The 13,020-nt window shown below is 76.6% G+C and carries 13 protein-coding genes; 6 read left to right on the plus strand and 7 right to left on the minus strand.

All coding sequences use genetic code 11. The features are described from left to right. Positions 1-586 precede the first annotated feature (586 nt). Together cls and ACRYMN_RS01320 are read right to left on the minus strand one after the other, a co-directional pair. Positions 587-2,062 (minus strand): cardiolipin synthase, encoded by a 1,476-nt coding sequence (gene cls, locus ACRYMN_RS01315; RefSeq protein ID WP_432491395.1) that lies wholly within the window; start codon positions 2,060-2,062, stop codon positions 587-589. Positions 2,063-2,073: 11 nt separating this feature from the next. Further along, positions 2,074-2,721 carry a VOC family protein gene (locus ACRYMN_RS01320; RefSeq protein WP_432491175.1) on the minus strand — a complete coding sequence of 216 codons (648 nt, stop codon included), beginning with the start codon at positions 2,719-2,721 and terminating at the stop codon, positions 2,074-2,076. Between the two features lie 87 nt (positions 2,722-2,808). On the opposite strand from ACRYMN_RS01320, the gene ACRYMN_RS01325 reads away from it, so the two are divergent. From ACRYMN_RS01325 to ACRYMN_RS01335, 3 genes are all read left to right on the plus strand, one after another. Next, positions 2,809-4,962 carry a RecQ family ATP-dependent DNA helicase gene (locus ACRYMN_RS01325; protein ID WP_432491177.1) on the plus strand — a complete coding sequence of 718 codons (2,154 nt, stop codon included), beginning with the start codon at positions 2,809-2,811 and terminating at the stop codon, positions 4,960-4,962. A 137-nt stretch (positions 4,963-5,099) separates the two neighbouring features. Then, positions 5,100-5,471 carry a VOC family protein gene (locus ACRYMN_RS01330; RefSeq protein ID WP_432491397.1) on the plus strand — a complete coding sequence of 124 codons (372 nt, stop codon included), beginning with the start codon at positions 5,100-5,102 and terminating at the stop codon, positions 5,469-5,471. 74 nt (positions 5,472-5,545) lie between these two features. After that, positions 5,546-6,496, plus strand: coding sequence for a PfkB family carbohydrate kinase (locus ACRYMN_RS01335; RefSeq protein WP_432491179.1), 951 nt, complete (start codon positions 5,546-5,548; stop codon positions 6,494-6,496). Positions 6,497-6,564: 68 nt separating this feature from the next. On the opposite strand, the gene ACRYMN_RS01340 is transcribed toward ACRYMN_RS01335, so the two are convergent. Further along, on the minus strand, positions 6,565-7,179 hold the full coding sequence (locus tag ACRYMN_RS01340) for a DedA family protein (protein WP_432491181.1): 615 nt from the start codon (positions 7,177-7,179) through the stop codon (positions 6,565-6,567). A gap of 144 nt (positions 7,180-7,323) precedes the next feature. Here ACRYMN_RS01340 and ACRYMN_RS01345 point away from each other — a divergent pair, with 144 nt between their 5' ends. Then, positions 7,324-7,677 (plus strand): ArsR/SmtB family transcription factor, encoded by a 354-nt coding sequence (locus ACRYMN_RS01345; protein WP_432491183.1) that lies wholly within the window; start codon positions 7,324-7,326, stop codon positions 7,675-7,677. Next, positions 7,674-8,639, plus strand: a complete 966-nt coding sequence (locus tag ACRYMN_RS01350; RefSeq protein WP_432491185.1) for a cation diffusion facilitator family transporter — start codon at positions 7,674-7,676, stop codon at positions 8,637-8,639. The genes ACRYMN_RS01345 and ACRYMN_RS01350 overlap by 4 nt, the downstream gene beginning before the upstream one ends. A 59-nt stretch (positions 8,640-8,698) precedes the next feature. On the opposite strand, the gene ACRYMN_RS01355 is transcribed toward ACRYMN_RS01350, so the two are convergent. Further along, entirely contained in the window at positions 8,699-9,607 is a 909-nt protein-coding gene (locus ACRYMN_RS01355) for a TIGR03620 family F420-dependent LLM class oxidoreductase (RefSeq protein ID WP_432491187.1), read from the minus strand. 142 nt (positions 9,608-9,749) lie between these two features. Here ACRYMN_RS01355 and ACRYMN_RS01360 point away from each other — a divergent pair, with 142 nt between their 5' ends. Continuing rightward, the gene (locus ACRYMN_RS01360; RefSeq protein WP_432491189.1) at positions 9,750-10,103 is read left to right on the plus strand and encodes a DUF3817 domain-containing protein; all 354 of its coding nucleotides are present in this window, start codon (positions 9,750-9,752) and stop codon (positions 10,101-10,103) included. 24 nt (positions 10,104-10,127) lie between these two features. On the opposite strand, the gene ACRYMN_RS01365 is transcribed toward ACRYMN_RS01360, so the two are convergent. The 3 genes from ACRYMN_RS01365 to ACRYMN_RS01375 all read right to left on the minus strand — a co-directional run bounded on the left by ACRYMN_RS01365 (position 10,128) and on the right by ACRYMN_RS01375 (position 12,911). Beyond that, positions 10,128-11,174 carry an FAD-dependent oxidoreductase gene (locus ACRYMN_RS01365; RefSeq protein WP_432491191.1) on the minus strand — a complete coding sequence of 349 codons (1,047 nt, stop codon included), beginning with the start codon at positions 11,172-11,174 and terminating at the stop codon, positions 10,128-10,130. Positions 11,175-11,266: 92 nt separating this feature from the next. Continuing rightward, positions 11,267-11,845 (minus strand): NYN domain-containing protein, encoded by a 579-nt coding sequence (locus ACRYMN_RS01370; RefSeq protein WP_432491193.1) that lies wholly within the window; start codon positions 11,843-11,845, stop codon positions 11,267-11,269. A 49-nt stretch (positions 11,846-11,894) separates the two neighbouring features. Further along, the gene (locus ACRYMN_RS01375) at positions 11,895-12,911 is read right to left on the minus strand and encodes a cell wall-binding repeat-containing protein (RefSeq protein WP_432491195.1); all 1,017 of its coding nucleotides are present in this window, start codon (positions 12,909-12,911) and stop codon (positions 11,895-11,897) included. Positions 12,912-13,020: the final 109 nt, after the last annotated feature.

Genomic DNA, 13,020 nt, shown 5'->3' on the forward strand with positions numbered 1-13,020 from the left:
AACCATAGACACCTCCCGGGCGAACCCGGAAAGCACCAGATCTTATGACTAGCTTGGTTTGACCTCTGATCTCGAAACCCCCACCCCCTGGCGAGGGAGCGGAGGACCAACACCAAAGGAATCCCCAACAGCAGCACCACCCGGCCCCGAACGAGACCAGGCACCACCACTGCCACGGGGTTGATTGTCTGGCATCAACACTTGGCACACTGTTGAGTTCTCAAGAACCGGACGCACCGGCACCCACCAGTCCACTCGGACCAGCCGGTCACCGCGCTTTTCGGCTCCGCCACCTTACCCCAGCACCAGGGCCCTCAAACACCAGGACCTCGATCTGCGACCAGGCGCCGGGAGCCGGCACCGCTCGGGGCAACCCCGTACCCATCGGACAGGCACCGGGTGCGCTGAAGCACCCGGTCGAAGATCCTCAGGAGTGGGGGACGACACCCTCACCCGCCACGGGGACCGGCCGGTGACCCGTCCGTTCCTCCCCGCTGCGCGGTGTGACCACTACGTTAACCACGCCCCACCGGGCGGTCAAATCGCGGTGCTCCGGGCGGGGCCGGGCGTCCCGGCCGCCGCGCGATCACTGCAGGGCGGACGTCAGCCGGGCCAGGTTCTCCTTGATCACGTGGGTGCGCGAGCGCGCGAGCCACTGCTCCAGGGTCAGCTCCGTGCAGCGCCGGCGGTAGTCGTCCTCCACGCGGCGCAGGTCGTCGGCGAAGGAGCGCCCGCAGACCATGAGGGTCAGCTCCAGGTCCAGCAGGAAGGAGCGCATGTCCATGTTGGACGAGCCGATGACCCCCACCTCCTCGTCCACCGTCAGGTGCTTGGCGTGCAGGACGTACGGTGCCGGGTAGCGGTGGATGCGCACCCCGGCGCGCAGCAGCTCCTCGTAGTAGGAGCACTCCGCGTAGTGCACCAGGGCCTGGTCGCCGTGCTCGGAGACGAAGAGCTCGACCTCCACCCCGCGCTCGGCGGCGGTGGTGATCGCGTTGAGCATCGACTCGTCCGGCACGAAGTACGGGCTCGTGATCGAGATGCGCCGCTGCGCCGAGTAGAAGAGGGCGTTGAAGAGCTTGAGGTTGTTCTCCCCCTCGAAGCCGGGACCGCTGGGCACCACCTGGCACTCCAGCCGGCCCGGCGAGCCCTCCGGGGAGACCTCGGGCCGCTCCGCCTCGAGCAGCTCGTCGGTCTCGGAGTACCAGTCGGTGATGAAGATGGCGTCCACGCCGGAGACGACCGGCCCCTCCAGGCGGACCATGAGGTCCTGCCACTGCAGGCCGCGGCGCACGTTGCCGCGCCGGTCGTAGCTGCGGTCGATGACGTTCTGCGAGCCCACCCAGGCGACGTCGCCGTCCACCACGAGCAGCTTGCGGTGGTTGCGCAGGTCGGGGCGCTGGTACTTCAGCTTGTGCAGCTGCACCGGCAGCATCGGGTGCCACTCGATGCCGCAGTCCTCCAGGAAGCGCACCGTGCGCCGGTAGCCGGGGTAGCGGATGGCGCCGAGGTGGTCGATGAGCACCCGCACCCGCACGCCGCGCCGCGCCGCGCTGCGCAGCGCCTCGAAGAACGGCTCGCTCGTCGGGTCCAGGGTCATCAGGTAGAACTCGACGTGCACGTGGTGGGTGGCCGCGTCCACGGAGCGGGCCATCGCGCGGATCGTCTCGTCGTAGTCGCCGCACAGCTGGGCGCTGTTGCCCCCCACCAGCGGCATCGAGCCGAGGTTGCGGTTGAGCTCTACGATCCCGGCCAGCCAGGGCGGCCAGGGGTGCTCGGTGCTCACCAGGTCCATCCCGCGCGTGGAGTCGAGGATCAGCTGGTTGATCTCGCGCTGCTTGCGGCGGCGCGCGCGCGGCAGCTTCGGGTTGCCGATGACCAGGAAGGCGATGACGCCCACGTAGGGGATGAAGAAGATCGTCAGCAGCCACGCCAGCGCCGAGCTGGGGCGCCGGTTGACGGGGACGACGGCGATGGCGGTCAGGCGCACGACGAGGTCGACGACCAGCAGCGCGACCGCCGACGCCGTCAGCGAGGGCGCCCACTCGGGCAGCGCGGGGATCACCGGCCGCCTCAGACCTGCACGACGCCGCGGGGCGTCTCGAAGGTGACCGCCCGCAGGCCGCGCTGGCCCTCGGAGTCGGGGTCGAGCCAGGTGAAGCTGATGCGGTCGGCGGCGAACTCCGGGGACAGGCCCATCCAGCGGCGCACGTGGTCCGGGTCGCCGGCGATGGTCAGCCCCGCCAGGCGGGTGCCGCCGGCCAGCGCGATCGCGGAGGGGTGCTGGGTGCGCGGGCCCTGCCACTCGATGAGCAGGGGCAGCTGGGGGTCCTCGCGCAGGCCCGGGGCGCCGATCTGCCGCCAGCGCAGCTCCACGCCGTCGGGGCGGCGGCGCACGCCCTCCTCGGCCACCTCGCCCAGGCGCTCCTCGTAGGCGGGCAGCCCCTCGACGGTCACCGCCCAGGTGAACCAGCCCCCGCCCGCCTCGGAGCGGCAGCGCACCGCCTGCCCGAAGACGGCCTTCTCGGCGACGGGGTGGTCGAGGACCTCGACCACCTCCACGTAGCAGCCCTGCGACAGCGGCAGGACGACGTTGCGGGTGCCGAAGCGCGGGTGCGGACCGCCGTCGACGACGCGCACGCCGAGCAGGGACGCCAGCCTGCGGGCGGTGGCCTGCAGGCCCTCGGGACCGGCGGCGTAGCCGACGTGGTCGACGCGCATGGCCACAGCCTCTCAGGCGCCCGGGACGCCCCCGCGCCCCGGGGCGGCGGCCGGGCCGTGTCCGGGGCGGGTGGCAGCATCCACGACGTGCCCGCAGCAGCCCCCTCCCCCGCCGTGCCCGACACCACCGACCGGGCCGCGCTGCGCGCCGAGGCGGAGGAGGTGCTGCGCCGCCTCGTCGGCGACGGCGGCGCCCGGCTGCGCGAGGACCAGTGGACCGCGATCGAGGCGCTCGTGGCCGACCGCCGCCGCGCCCTGGTCGTCCAGCGCACCGGCTGGGGCAAGTCGGCGGTGTACTTCGTGGCCACCGCGCTGCTGCGCGCGCGCGGCGCCGGTCCCACCGTGATCGTCTCGCCGCTGCTGGCGCTCATGCGCAACCAGGTCGCGGCCGCCGAGCGGGCCGGGGTGCGCGCGGTGACGGTGAACTCCACCAACGCCGAGGAGTGGGGGCGCGTGTACGAGGACGTGCGCGCCGGCGCCGTCGACGTGCTGCTCGTCTCCCCCGAGCGCCTGAACAACCCGGGCTTCCGCGACGAGGTGCTGCCGCCGCTGGCCGCGACCACCGGCCTGCTCGTGGTCGACGAGGCGCACTGCGTCTCCGACTGGGGGCACGACTTCCGCCCCGACTACCGCCGCATCCGCACGCTGCTGGCCGACCTGCCCGAGGGTATCCCCGTGCTGGCCACGACGGCCACCGCCAACGCGCGCGTCACCGCCGACGTCGCCGAGCAGCTGTCGGTCACGGGCACGCGCACGCTGGAGGACGTGCTCGTGCTGCGCGGGTCGCTGGACCGCGAGTCGCTGCGGCTGGCGGTGCTGCGCCTGCCCACCCACGCGCACCGCCTTGCCTGGCTGGTGGAGCACCTGCCGCAGCTGCCCGGCTCGGGCATCGTCTACGTGCTCACCGTCTCCGCGGCCGCCGACGTCGCCGACCACCTGCGCGCGCACGGCGTCGAGGCTGTGGCCTACACCGGCCAGACGGACCCCGCCGAGCGCCTGCAGGCCGAGGACGACCTCGTCCACGACCGCGTCAAGGCGCTCGTGGCCACCAGCGCGCTGGGCATGGGCTTCGACAAGCCTGACCTGGGCTTCGTGGTGCACCTGGGCGCCCCGTCCTCGCCGATCGCCTACTACCAGCAGGTCGGCCGCGCCGGCCGCGGCATCGACAGCGCCGAGGTCGTCCTGCTGCCCGGCGCGGAGGACCGCGACATCTGGCGCTACTTCGCCTCGATCGGCTTCCCCGGCGAGCAGGACGTGCGCGCGGCCCTGGCCGCCCTGGACGAGGCGGGCGCACCGGTGTCCACCCAGGCGCTGGAGACGCGCGTGGCGCTGCGCCGCAACCGGCTGGAGATGATGCTCAAGGTCCTCGACGTGGACGGCGCGGTGCGCCGGGTCCGCGGGGGCTGGCGGTCCACCGGCCGCCCGTGGAGCTACGACGCCGAGCGCTACGCGCGCGTGGCCGAGACCCGCGAGGAGGAGCAGCGGGCGATGCTCGACTACCAGGCGACCACCGGTTGCCGGCTGGAGTTCCTGCGCCGCGCGCTGGACGACCCGGACGCCGCGCCCTGCGGGCGCTGCGACAACTGCGGCGGCTACGACGTGCCGCGCGACGTCGACGAGGGGGCCGTCGAGCGCGCCGGCAGCGACCTGGCGCGGCCCGGGGTGCCGGTGGAGCCCAAGAAGCTGTGGCCCTCCGGGCTGGCCTCCCTGGGGGTGCCGCTGTCGGGCAAGATCGCCCCCGCCGAGCGCCCCGGCGAGGGGCGGGCGGTCGCGCGCACCACCGACCTCGGGTGGGGCTCGGCCGTGCGCGAGCTGTTCGCCCCCGGCGCACCCGACCAGGACACGCCCGTGCCGCTGCGGCGCGCGGCGGCCGCCGTGCTCGACGACTGGGCGCGCGGGCTGGGCCTGGACGGCGTCGTGGCGATGTGCTCGGCGTCGCGGCCGCGGCTGGTGGCGCACCTGGCCGACGGCCTGGCGCGCTACACCGGCCTGCCGCTGGTGGCGACGTTCGAGCTGTCGCCGGACGCCGGCCCCACCCGCAGCGACGTCAACTCCGCGCACCGGCTGGCGCAGGTCAGCGAGCGCTTCCGGCTGCCGGCCAGCGCCGCCGTAGAGGGGCGCACCCTGCTGCTCGTGGACGACCGCACCCGCAGCGGCTGGACGCTGGCCGTGGCCGCCCGCGAGCTGCGCCGCGCCGGCGCCGCGCAGGTGCACCCGTTCGTGCTGGCCGACGGCGAGTGACCGGCGCGGGCGCGGGACCCTCCCAGAACCCCTCTCAGGACCCTTCGACGACGCAGGAGGACGCGGTGGACGAGGAGAGCGGCCCGGCGGCGGGCACGGTGCACCCCGGGGGCACCCGCCCGGCGGTGCGGCTGGGCATGGTGGTGCTGGACACCCCCGACCCGCGGGGGCTGGCCACCTTCTACGCGCAGCTGCTCGGCTGGCGGGTGGACCCGGCAGACACCTCCGACGACTGGGTCAGCGTGCGCGGCGGGGGCGGCACCGCGCTGGGCTTCCAGCGCGCCCCGGAGCTGCCGCGCCCGACGTGGCCGGCCGGGGACGTGCACCAGCAGCTGCACCTGGACCTGGACGTCGACGACTACGACGAGCCGGAGGCGCGCGCCCTGGCGCTGGGCGCCACCGTGCTCGACGCCGGGCGCGACCACCTGGGCTTCCGCGTGTACGCCGACCCCAGCGGCCACCCGTTCTGCCTGTGCCGGCAGGACCCGGCCGGCGAGCCGCAGGAGTAGCCCCACCGCCCCCGAGCGCGCTCCCCGCGGTGCACGGCGTGCGCGAGCGCGCGGGCGCTGCGACGCTTCGCACCGTGACCCCGGAGCGCGCCACCACAGGCATCGTCGAGGGCGTCGTGGCCGTCGTCGGGCAGGTGGGTCGCGACCTCGTCCTCGCCGTGGACGACGTGCCCGGCCCCGGCGGGTCGGTGGAGGTGCGCGAGCGCCGCGAGGTGCTCGGCGGCAAGGGCGCCAACCAGGCGGTCGCCGCCGCGCAGCTGGGCACGTCCGCGGCGCTGGTGGGCGTGGTCGGCGACGACCCGGCCGGCGAGCAGGTGCTCGAGCAGGCCCGGCGCGACGGCATCGACGTGCGTTGCGTGGTGCGCCGCCCGGGCGCCACCACGGCGCTGCTCGTCGACGTCGTCTCCGGCGGGCGGCGCCGGCTGCTGGAGCACGTGCCGCAGGAGGTGCTGCTGACCGTGCAGGACGTCGAGGCCGCCACCGGGCTGCTGCGTCGCGCCGCCGCGGTCCTGGTGCAGCTGCAGCAGCCGGCCGGGGCCGTCTCCGCGGCGCTGCGCACCGCCCGCGGGGCGGGCCGCTTCGTCGTCGTCGACGGGGCCTCGCAGGACCCGGCGCTGCGCGAGGAGGTGCTCGCCTGCGCCACCGTGCTGCGCGCCGACGCGCACGAGGCCGAGCTGTTCCTCGGCCGTGAGCTGCACGGCCCCGAGGAGGTCCTGGCCGCGGCGTCCGAGCTGGTCGCCCGCGGACCGCGCCTGGTGGTGCTGGAGGCCGGTGCGGCGGGCAACGCCGCGGCGTGGCGGGGCGGCGGGGAGCTGGTGCCGCTGACCGACGTGGACGTGGTCGACCCCACCGGCGGCGGCGACTCCTTCACCGCCGCGCTGACCGTGGCGCTGCTGCGCGGCGAGGAGGTGGAGCGGGCGGTGCGGTGGGCCACCGCCGCCTCCGGCTCGACGGTGCGCCGCGCCGGCGGACGCCCGGCGCTGTCGGCGGACGAGCTCGACGAGCAGGCGGACCTGCTCGTCTGACGCCACCTCCCCCGCGCGGTGCCCCGCGGGGGCGGCGCGCAGCGGGCGCCGCGGCGGCCGGGCGGTGCTCAGCGGTGGCGCGAGGAGCGCAGCACCTGCACCAGGACGGGCACCAGGGTGATCAGCACGAAGACCCCCACGAGCGGGAGCAGGTAGCCCTCCAGCCCCGGCACGCGGCTGCCCAGCAGGTGGCCGAGCAGCACCAGGCCCGTCGACCAGACCAGCCCGCCGACGACCTGCCACACCGTGAAGGCGGCCACCGGCATCCCCAGGGTGCCGGCGAGGGGGTTCATCAGCGTGCGCACGACGGGGACGAACCGGGCCAGGACCACGGCGCGGCGGTAGCCGTAGCGCTGCAGCACGGCGCGGGCGCGCTGCACGCCCGCGCTGCGGCGCGGGTGACCCGGCCGCTCCAGCAGCGCCGGGCCCGCGCGGCGGCCGATGAGGTACCCGGTCTGCGCCCCCAGCAGCGCCCCGGCGGCCGCGCCGGCCAGCACGGCGCCCAGCGGCAGGTGCGCGCCCGAGCCCGCCGGGGTGGCGGCCAGCAGCCCGGCGGTCAGCAGCAGGGAGTCGCCCGGCAGGAAGAAGCCCACGAGCAGGCCCGTCTCGGCGAAGAGGACGGCGAAGACGCCGAACGCGCCGGCGGAGGCCAGCAGCGCCTCCGGGTCGAGCAGTCCGCTCACCGTGCTCCTCCCGTCCGCCCCGGTAGACGCTACGGAGGCGCACCGGCGGCGGCAACCGCGGCGGCAGCGGCCGGGTCCGCCACAGGGGCCGGCGGGGCGGGCGGCGGCAGGACATCGGTACACGTTCGCGTGTACCGTCGAGGGGTGAGCGGCTCCCCCGCGGACGTGCTGTCCCGCTTCGGCCACGCCCTGTCCGACCCCACCCGCGCGCGCCTGCTGCTGGCGCTGCGCGAGGCCCCCGGGTACCCGGCCGAGCTCGCCGGCAGCTTGGGGGTCTCCCGGCAGAGCCTGTCCAACCACCTGGCGTGCCTGCGCGCGTGCGGGCTGGTCGTCACCGCGCCGGAGGGCCGGCGGGTGCGCTACGAGCTGGCCGACCCGCGGCTGCACCACGCGCTGGACGACCTGCTCGGCGTCGTCCTCGCCGTGGAGCAGGCGCTGTGCGCGCACGCGCACGCCGACGCGCACGCCGACGCGCACGCCGGCGCGGTGGCGCGGTGAGCGCCGGCCACGGCCACGGCCACGGCCACGGCCACGGCCACGGCCACGGCCACGGCCACGGGCACGGGCACGCCGAGCAGGACCGCCGGCGGCTGGCGGGCGCGCTGGCCGTGACGGCCGCGGTGCTGGTGGCCGAGGTCGTCGGCGCCTGGGTCTCCGGCAGCCTGGCCCTGCTGGCCGACGCCGCGCACGTGCTCACCGACGTGGCCGGCCTGGCGGTCGCGCTGGTCGCCGCCCACCTGGCCACCCGCCCGCCGAGCCCGAGGCGCACGTGGGGCTACCGGCGCGCCGAGGTGCTGGCCGCGACGCTGCAGGCGGCGGCGCTGCTGGCCGTGGGCGCCTTCGTCCTCGTCGAGGGCGTGCGCCGGCTGCTGGAGCCGCCGCCGGTGTCCTCCACGGCGATGCTCGTCTTCGGCGCCGTGGGCCTGCTGGGCAACGTCGTGGCGCTGCTGGTGCTGCTGCGCGGCGGGGGCGCGCGCGGGGTCAACGTGCGCGCCGCGGTGCTGGAGGTGGTCAACGACGCCCTCGGCTCGGTGGCCGTGCTCGTGGCCGCGGCCGTCATCGCGCTGACGGGCTGGACGCGCGCGGACGCCGTCGTCTCCGTGCTCATCGGCGCGCTCATCGTGCCGCGCACGGTGAAGCTGCTGCGCGAGACGACGGGCGTGCTGCTGGAGGCGACACCGCCCGGGCTGGACCTCGACGAGGTGCGCCGGCACCTGCTGGAGCTGCCGCACGTGCAGGAGGTGCACGACCTGCACGCCAGCCAGATCACCTCCGGGCTGCCCGTGCTCTCCGCGCACGTCGTGCTGGACGACACGTGCTTCCTGGACGGGCACGCCCCGGAGATCCTGGACCGGCTGCAGGCGTGCGTGGCCGAGCACTTCCCCGTGGCCGTCGAGCACGCCACGTTCCAGCTCGAGCCCGCCGGCCACGGCGGGCACGAGACCGCCACCCACGACTGAGCGCGAGCGGCGGCCGCCGGGCCGCCGGAGAGCCGCCGGGGAGCCGCCGTGAGGGGCCGTCAGCCGATGAGGGCCTGCGCCAGCTCGTGCCAGGAGCGCAGCGGGAACTCGTCGCCGGAGGCGGTGAGGACCTGCACGGCCACCTCGTCCGCGCCGGCGTCGACGTGCCGGGCGATGCCGGCGACGACGGTGGCGGTGTCGCCCCAGGGGATCAGCTCGTCCACGAGCCGGTCGCTGCCGCCGTCGGCGAAGTCCTCGTCACCGTAGCCGAAGCGGCGCAGGTTGTTCGTGTAGTTCGGCAGGGACAGGTAGCCGGTGGCGTAGCGGCGGGCGACCTCGCGGGCGCGCACCGGGTCGCTCTCGTGGACGACGGCGACCTCCGGTGCCAGCAGCGCCCCCTCGCCGAGGACCTCGCGCGCGGAGGAGGTGTGGGCGGGGGGCGTGAAGTAGGGGTGCGCCCCCAGGGAGCGCTCGCGCGCCAGGTGCAGCATGCGCGGGCCCAGCGCGGCCAGCGCGCGCCGCTCGCGCGGCACGCCCCCGTCGGCGTCCAGGGCGTCGAGGTGCTCCACGGTGCGCGAGTAGGGCTTGGAGTAGTCCTGGCCGGAGCGCTCGACGATGGCGGCGTGGCTGTTGCCCAGGCCCAGCAGGAACCGGCCGGGGTGGCGGCGCTCGAGGTCGGCGAACCCCTCGCGGGTCTGCTCGGGCGTGGCGGCGTACACGCTGACGATGCCGCTGGCCACGCCGATCTCCTCGGTGGCCTCGAGCAGCTCGCCGAAGACCGGGTGCAGGCCCGGGTCGAAGCCGCCGGAGAGCCAGATGCGCGCGTACCCGAACGCCTCGACCTCGCGGGCGGCCGCGCGCGCGTCCTCGCGGCGCGCGGGGTCGGCCCACGGGGCGCCGCCCCACAGGCTGATGCGCGCCCGCGCGGCGGGCTTGGTGCTGTCGGGGGCCAGGAGCGGGTCCGTCACGCCCTCACGCTAGGCAGCGCCCGGGCACCGCGCACCCGCACCACCGGGGGCGGGGTGATCGAGGACACGTCGCCGGCGGCGCCCGTGCCCGCCGCGACGCGCGAGACTGGGAGCGACCCCGCCGTCGCCGAGGAGGAGAGCCGTGCCCGCCGCCGCCCGCTGGTTCCGCGTCATCGCGTTCGTCGAGGCGGCGTCCTGGACGCTGCTGCTCGTCGCGATGTTCCTCAAGTACGTGCTGGACGTCGAGACCCCGCACGAGGGCGGCGTGCCGATCGCCGGGCCGATCCACGGCGCCGCGTTCGTCGTCTACCTGCTCTCCGCGCTGTGGGCGGCGTGGCGGCTGAAGTGGCGCCCGGGCACCGTCCTGCTGGCGCTGGCGGCCAGCGTGCCGCCCCTGTTCACGGTCGTGTTCGAGCGGTGGGCCGCGCGCACCGGCCGCCTGGCCGGCCCGGCCGCCGCACCGCGGGCGCGCGCCGGAGCGGGCGCCCGCGGCTGACCGCGACGCTCAGCCCACCGGCGCTCAGAGCACCGGCGCGGCCGCCCCCGCGCGCCGGCGCGCGACCGCTGCGGCGGCGTCCTCGGCGATGAGGTCCGCGTTCAGGGCCGCCCCCGCCATCACCCCGGCCGCGGCGGAGGAGCCCACCTGCGCCATCGGGTCGGCGACGTTGCCCGCCACCCGCAGGCCCGGCACGTCGGTGGACCCGGCGGGCCCGGCGCGCAGCGCGCTGCCCACGACGTGCCCCATCACCTCCACGTCCACCGGCGCCAGGCCCAGCCCGGCCAGGAACGGCGCGCGCACCACCGGGCGCGAGGCGACCGCCAGCGCCCGCGCGGGCAGGACGCGACCACCGGCCAGCTCCACGCCGACCAGCGCGTCGCCCTCCACCCGCAGGGCGGCGGCCGGGCCCTCGACGACCGCGATGCCCAGCGCGTCGAACTGCTCGCGCTGCTCCTCCGACGGCTCGGCGCCGTGCAGCACGAGCGCGACGTCGGCGCTGAGCTGGCGCCACACCAGCACCTGGTGGAAGGACAACGGGCTCGTCGCCAGCACGGCGATCGGCTGCTCGCGCACCTCCCAGCCGTGGCAGTACGGGCAGTGCACGACGTCGCGGCCCCACCGCTCGCGCACCCCCGGCACCTCGGGCAGCTCGTCGACGACCCCGGCGGTCACCAGCAGCGCCCGCGAGCACAGCGCGCGCCCGTCGGCCAGGACCACCTCGAACCTCTCCGCGCCGGGCTCGGCGCCCTCCAGCCGCCGGGCGGCGGCGACCTCGCCGTCGACGACCTCGCCGCCGTAGCCGGCCAGCTCGCGCCGGCCGATCGCCAGCAGCTCGCGCGGCGCGACGCCGTCGCGGCTGAGGTAGTTGTGCGCGCCCTCGGCGGGCGCGTTGCGCGGCCGCCCCGCGTCCACCACGACCACCCGCCGGCGCGAGCGCGCCAGCGCCACCGCCCCGCTCAGGCCGGCGGGACCACCGCCGACGACCACCACGTCCAGGACCCGCGCGTCCCGCTCCGGCACCTGCTGCGGCACCTGCTGCGGCACCTGCTCCAGCACCTGCTCGTCCACGTGGACCACCTCCGCGCAGGACGCTCGCCCGCCGGGGCCGCGGCGGTCGAGCGTTCGTGCCGGAACGGCAAACGAGCGGCTCCGGCGGGCGGCTACAGGTAGCGCAGCGGGTCGAAGTCGGCCAGCGGGATGATGCGCACGCGCGGCAGGACGACGTTGAAGGCGCGCACGTCGTCCTCGAGGTCGTACACGCGCAGGCCCCGCTCCGACAGCGCGGCGTACTGGTTGTTGACGAACTCGCGGAACGCGAACAGCCCCACGCGGCGGGTGCCGTCGAGCAGGGCGTCGATCTGCGGCAGGAAGTCGCCGTCGTGGCTGGCGAGCAGCACGTCGCCCTCGCGCCCGGCCAGCGCCTCCAGCGTGCGCTGGATGCCGATGTCGACGACCTTCTCGCCGGGCCCGCCGGACAGCGGGATGGGCTGGTAGCCCAGCGCCAGCAGCGCCTGCACGAACGACATCGGCAGGTAGCCGGAGGTGGCGTTGAGGAAGAACAGGCCCTTGGCGGGCTGCTGGTGCGTGGTGCGCGCGAAGTCCAGCAGCCGCTCCCAGCGCGGGCGCTGCTCGGGGGCCGGACGACCCTCGAGGATCGAGGCGCCCAGGGTGGCGTCGATGTTCTCCCCGTCGACCACCACGTAGGTGGTGGAGCTGCCGCCGGTCGTCGCGCTCGTCACGCCCCGAGGCTAGCGCCCGGGCACCGGCGGGCGCGGGCGCGCCGGGCCGTCACGGCGCGCACTGGTCGGTCACCCCCGAGGAGAGCACGCCGGGGCCGCCGAGGATCGCGCGGTACGTGAGGCGCGGGTCCGTGGAGTACTCCGCCACCACCGTCGGCGCGCAGTCCTGGTGCACCAGCAGCAGCGGCGAGCCGCCGGCGCCGGTGACGGCGGCCAGCGGGGCGCCGGAGAGCGCGTCGGGGAAGTCCTCGCCGGAGGCGAGGAAGACGGAGGTGGCCTCGGGGAAGACGACCTCGGCCACGCGCGCGGAGGTCTCGTAGCGGTCGGCGCCGTCCAGGCGCACCAGCCCGTCGGGGTCCTCCAGCAGCGCGGCGGCCTCGCGCTCGACCGCCTCGCCCACCGCCCCGGTCCCGCCGAGCACGACCAGCCGCGACAGCGGTTCGGCGCGCAGCCAGGTCGTGGTGCGCCCGGGCAGCCGGTCCGGCTCGGTCAGCAGCAGCGGCCCGCCCGCGGCGGCGGCCAGGGCCGCGCCGGGCAGCGCGTCGGGGAAGGCGTCGCCGCGCACGAGCACCGCGACCTCGACGGGGTCGGGGAAGAACTGCTCGGCCAGCAGGGCGGCGGTGGCGTAGCGGTCCTCGCCGGCGGTGCGGGTCACCAGCGCGTCCGGCAGCAGCTCGCGCACCCGCTCCAGGACCCGCTCGCCCACGCGCACCGGGCCGCCGACGACGTGCACGGCCGGCGGGGACAGGCGCACCAGCTCGGCCTCCACCGCCGCCGGCAGCGCGCCGGCGCGGGTGAGCAGCAGCGGGGCGCCGAACCGCGCCGCCGCGGCGCCGGCGGCCAGCCCGTCGGGGAACACCTCGCCGGAGGCGAGGAAGACCCGCTCGACGTCGGCGGGCGCGAACTCCGCGGCCACGAGGGCGGAGGTGGCGTAGCGGTCCGCGCCGCCGAAGCGCTGCACCACCGACGGCGGCAGGACCTGCGCCGCGGCCGGCGCCGAGCCCCACGGGCCGGCCAGCAGGGCGAGCGCGGCGCAGGCGAGGGCGGGACGGGTGCGGACGCGCACGGCGGCCTCCTGGTGCGGTGGTGGGGAGCGGCGGGGGACCCCGCCCGCGCGGGAGCGTAGGAGCGCAGCGGCGCGCCCCGCCGGGATTTCCCGGGCGGGCGCTCAGCCC

The organism is Kineococcus gypseus, from assembly GCF_050871305.1.
GTDB lineage: Bacteria > Actinomycetota > Actinomycetes > Actinomycetales > Kineococcaceae > Kineococcus > Kineococcus gypseus.

What these genes read in the sequence shown, in the direction of transcription:
- ACRYMN_RS01320 (WP_432491175.1), bottom strand. Translation starts at nt 2,721, where the DNA reads ATGCGCGTCGACCACGTCGGCTACGCCGCCGGTCCCGAGGGCCTGCAG.
- ACRYMN_RS01330 (WP_432491397.1), top strand. Translation starts at nt 5,100, where the DNA reads ATGGTGGTGCTGGACACCCCCGACCCGCGGGGGCTGGCCACCTTCTAC.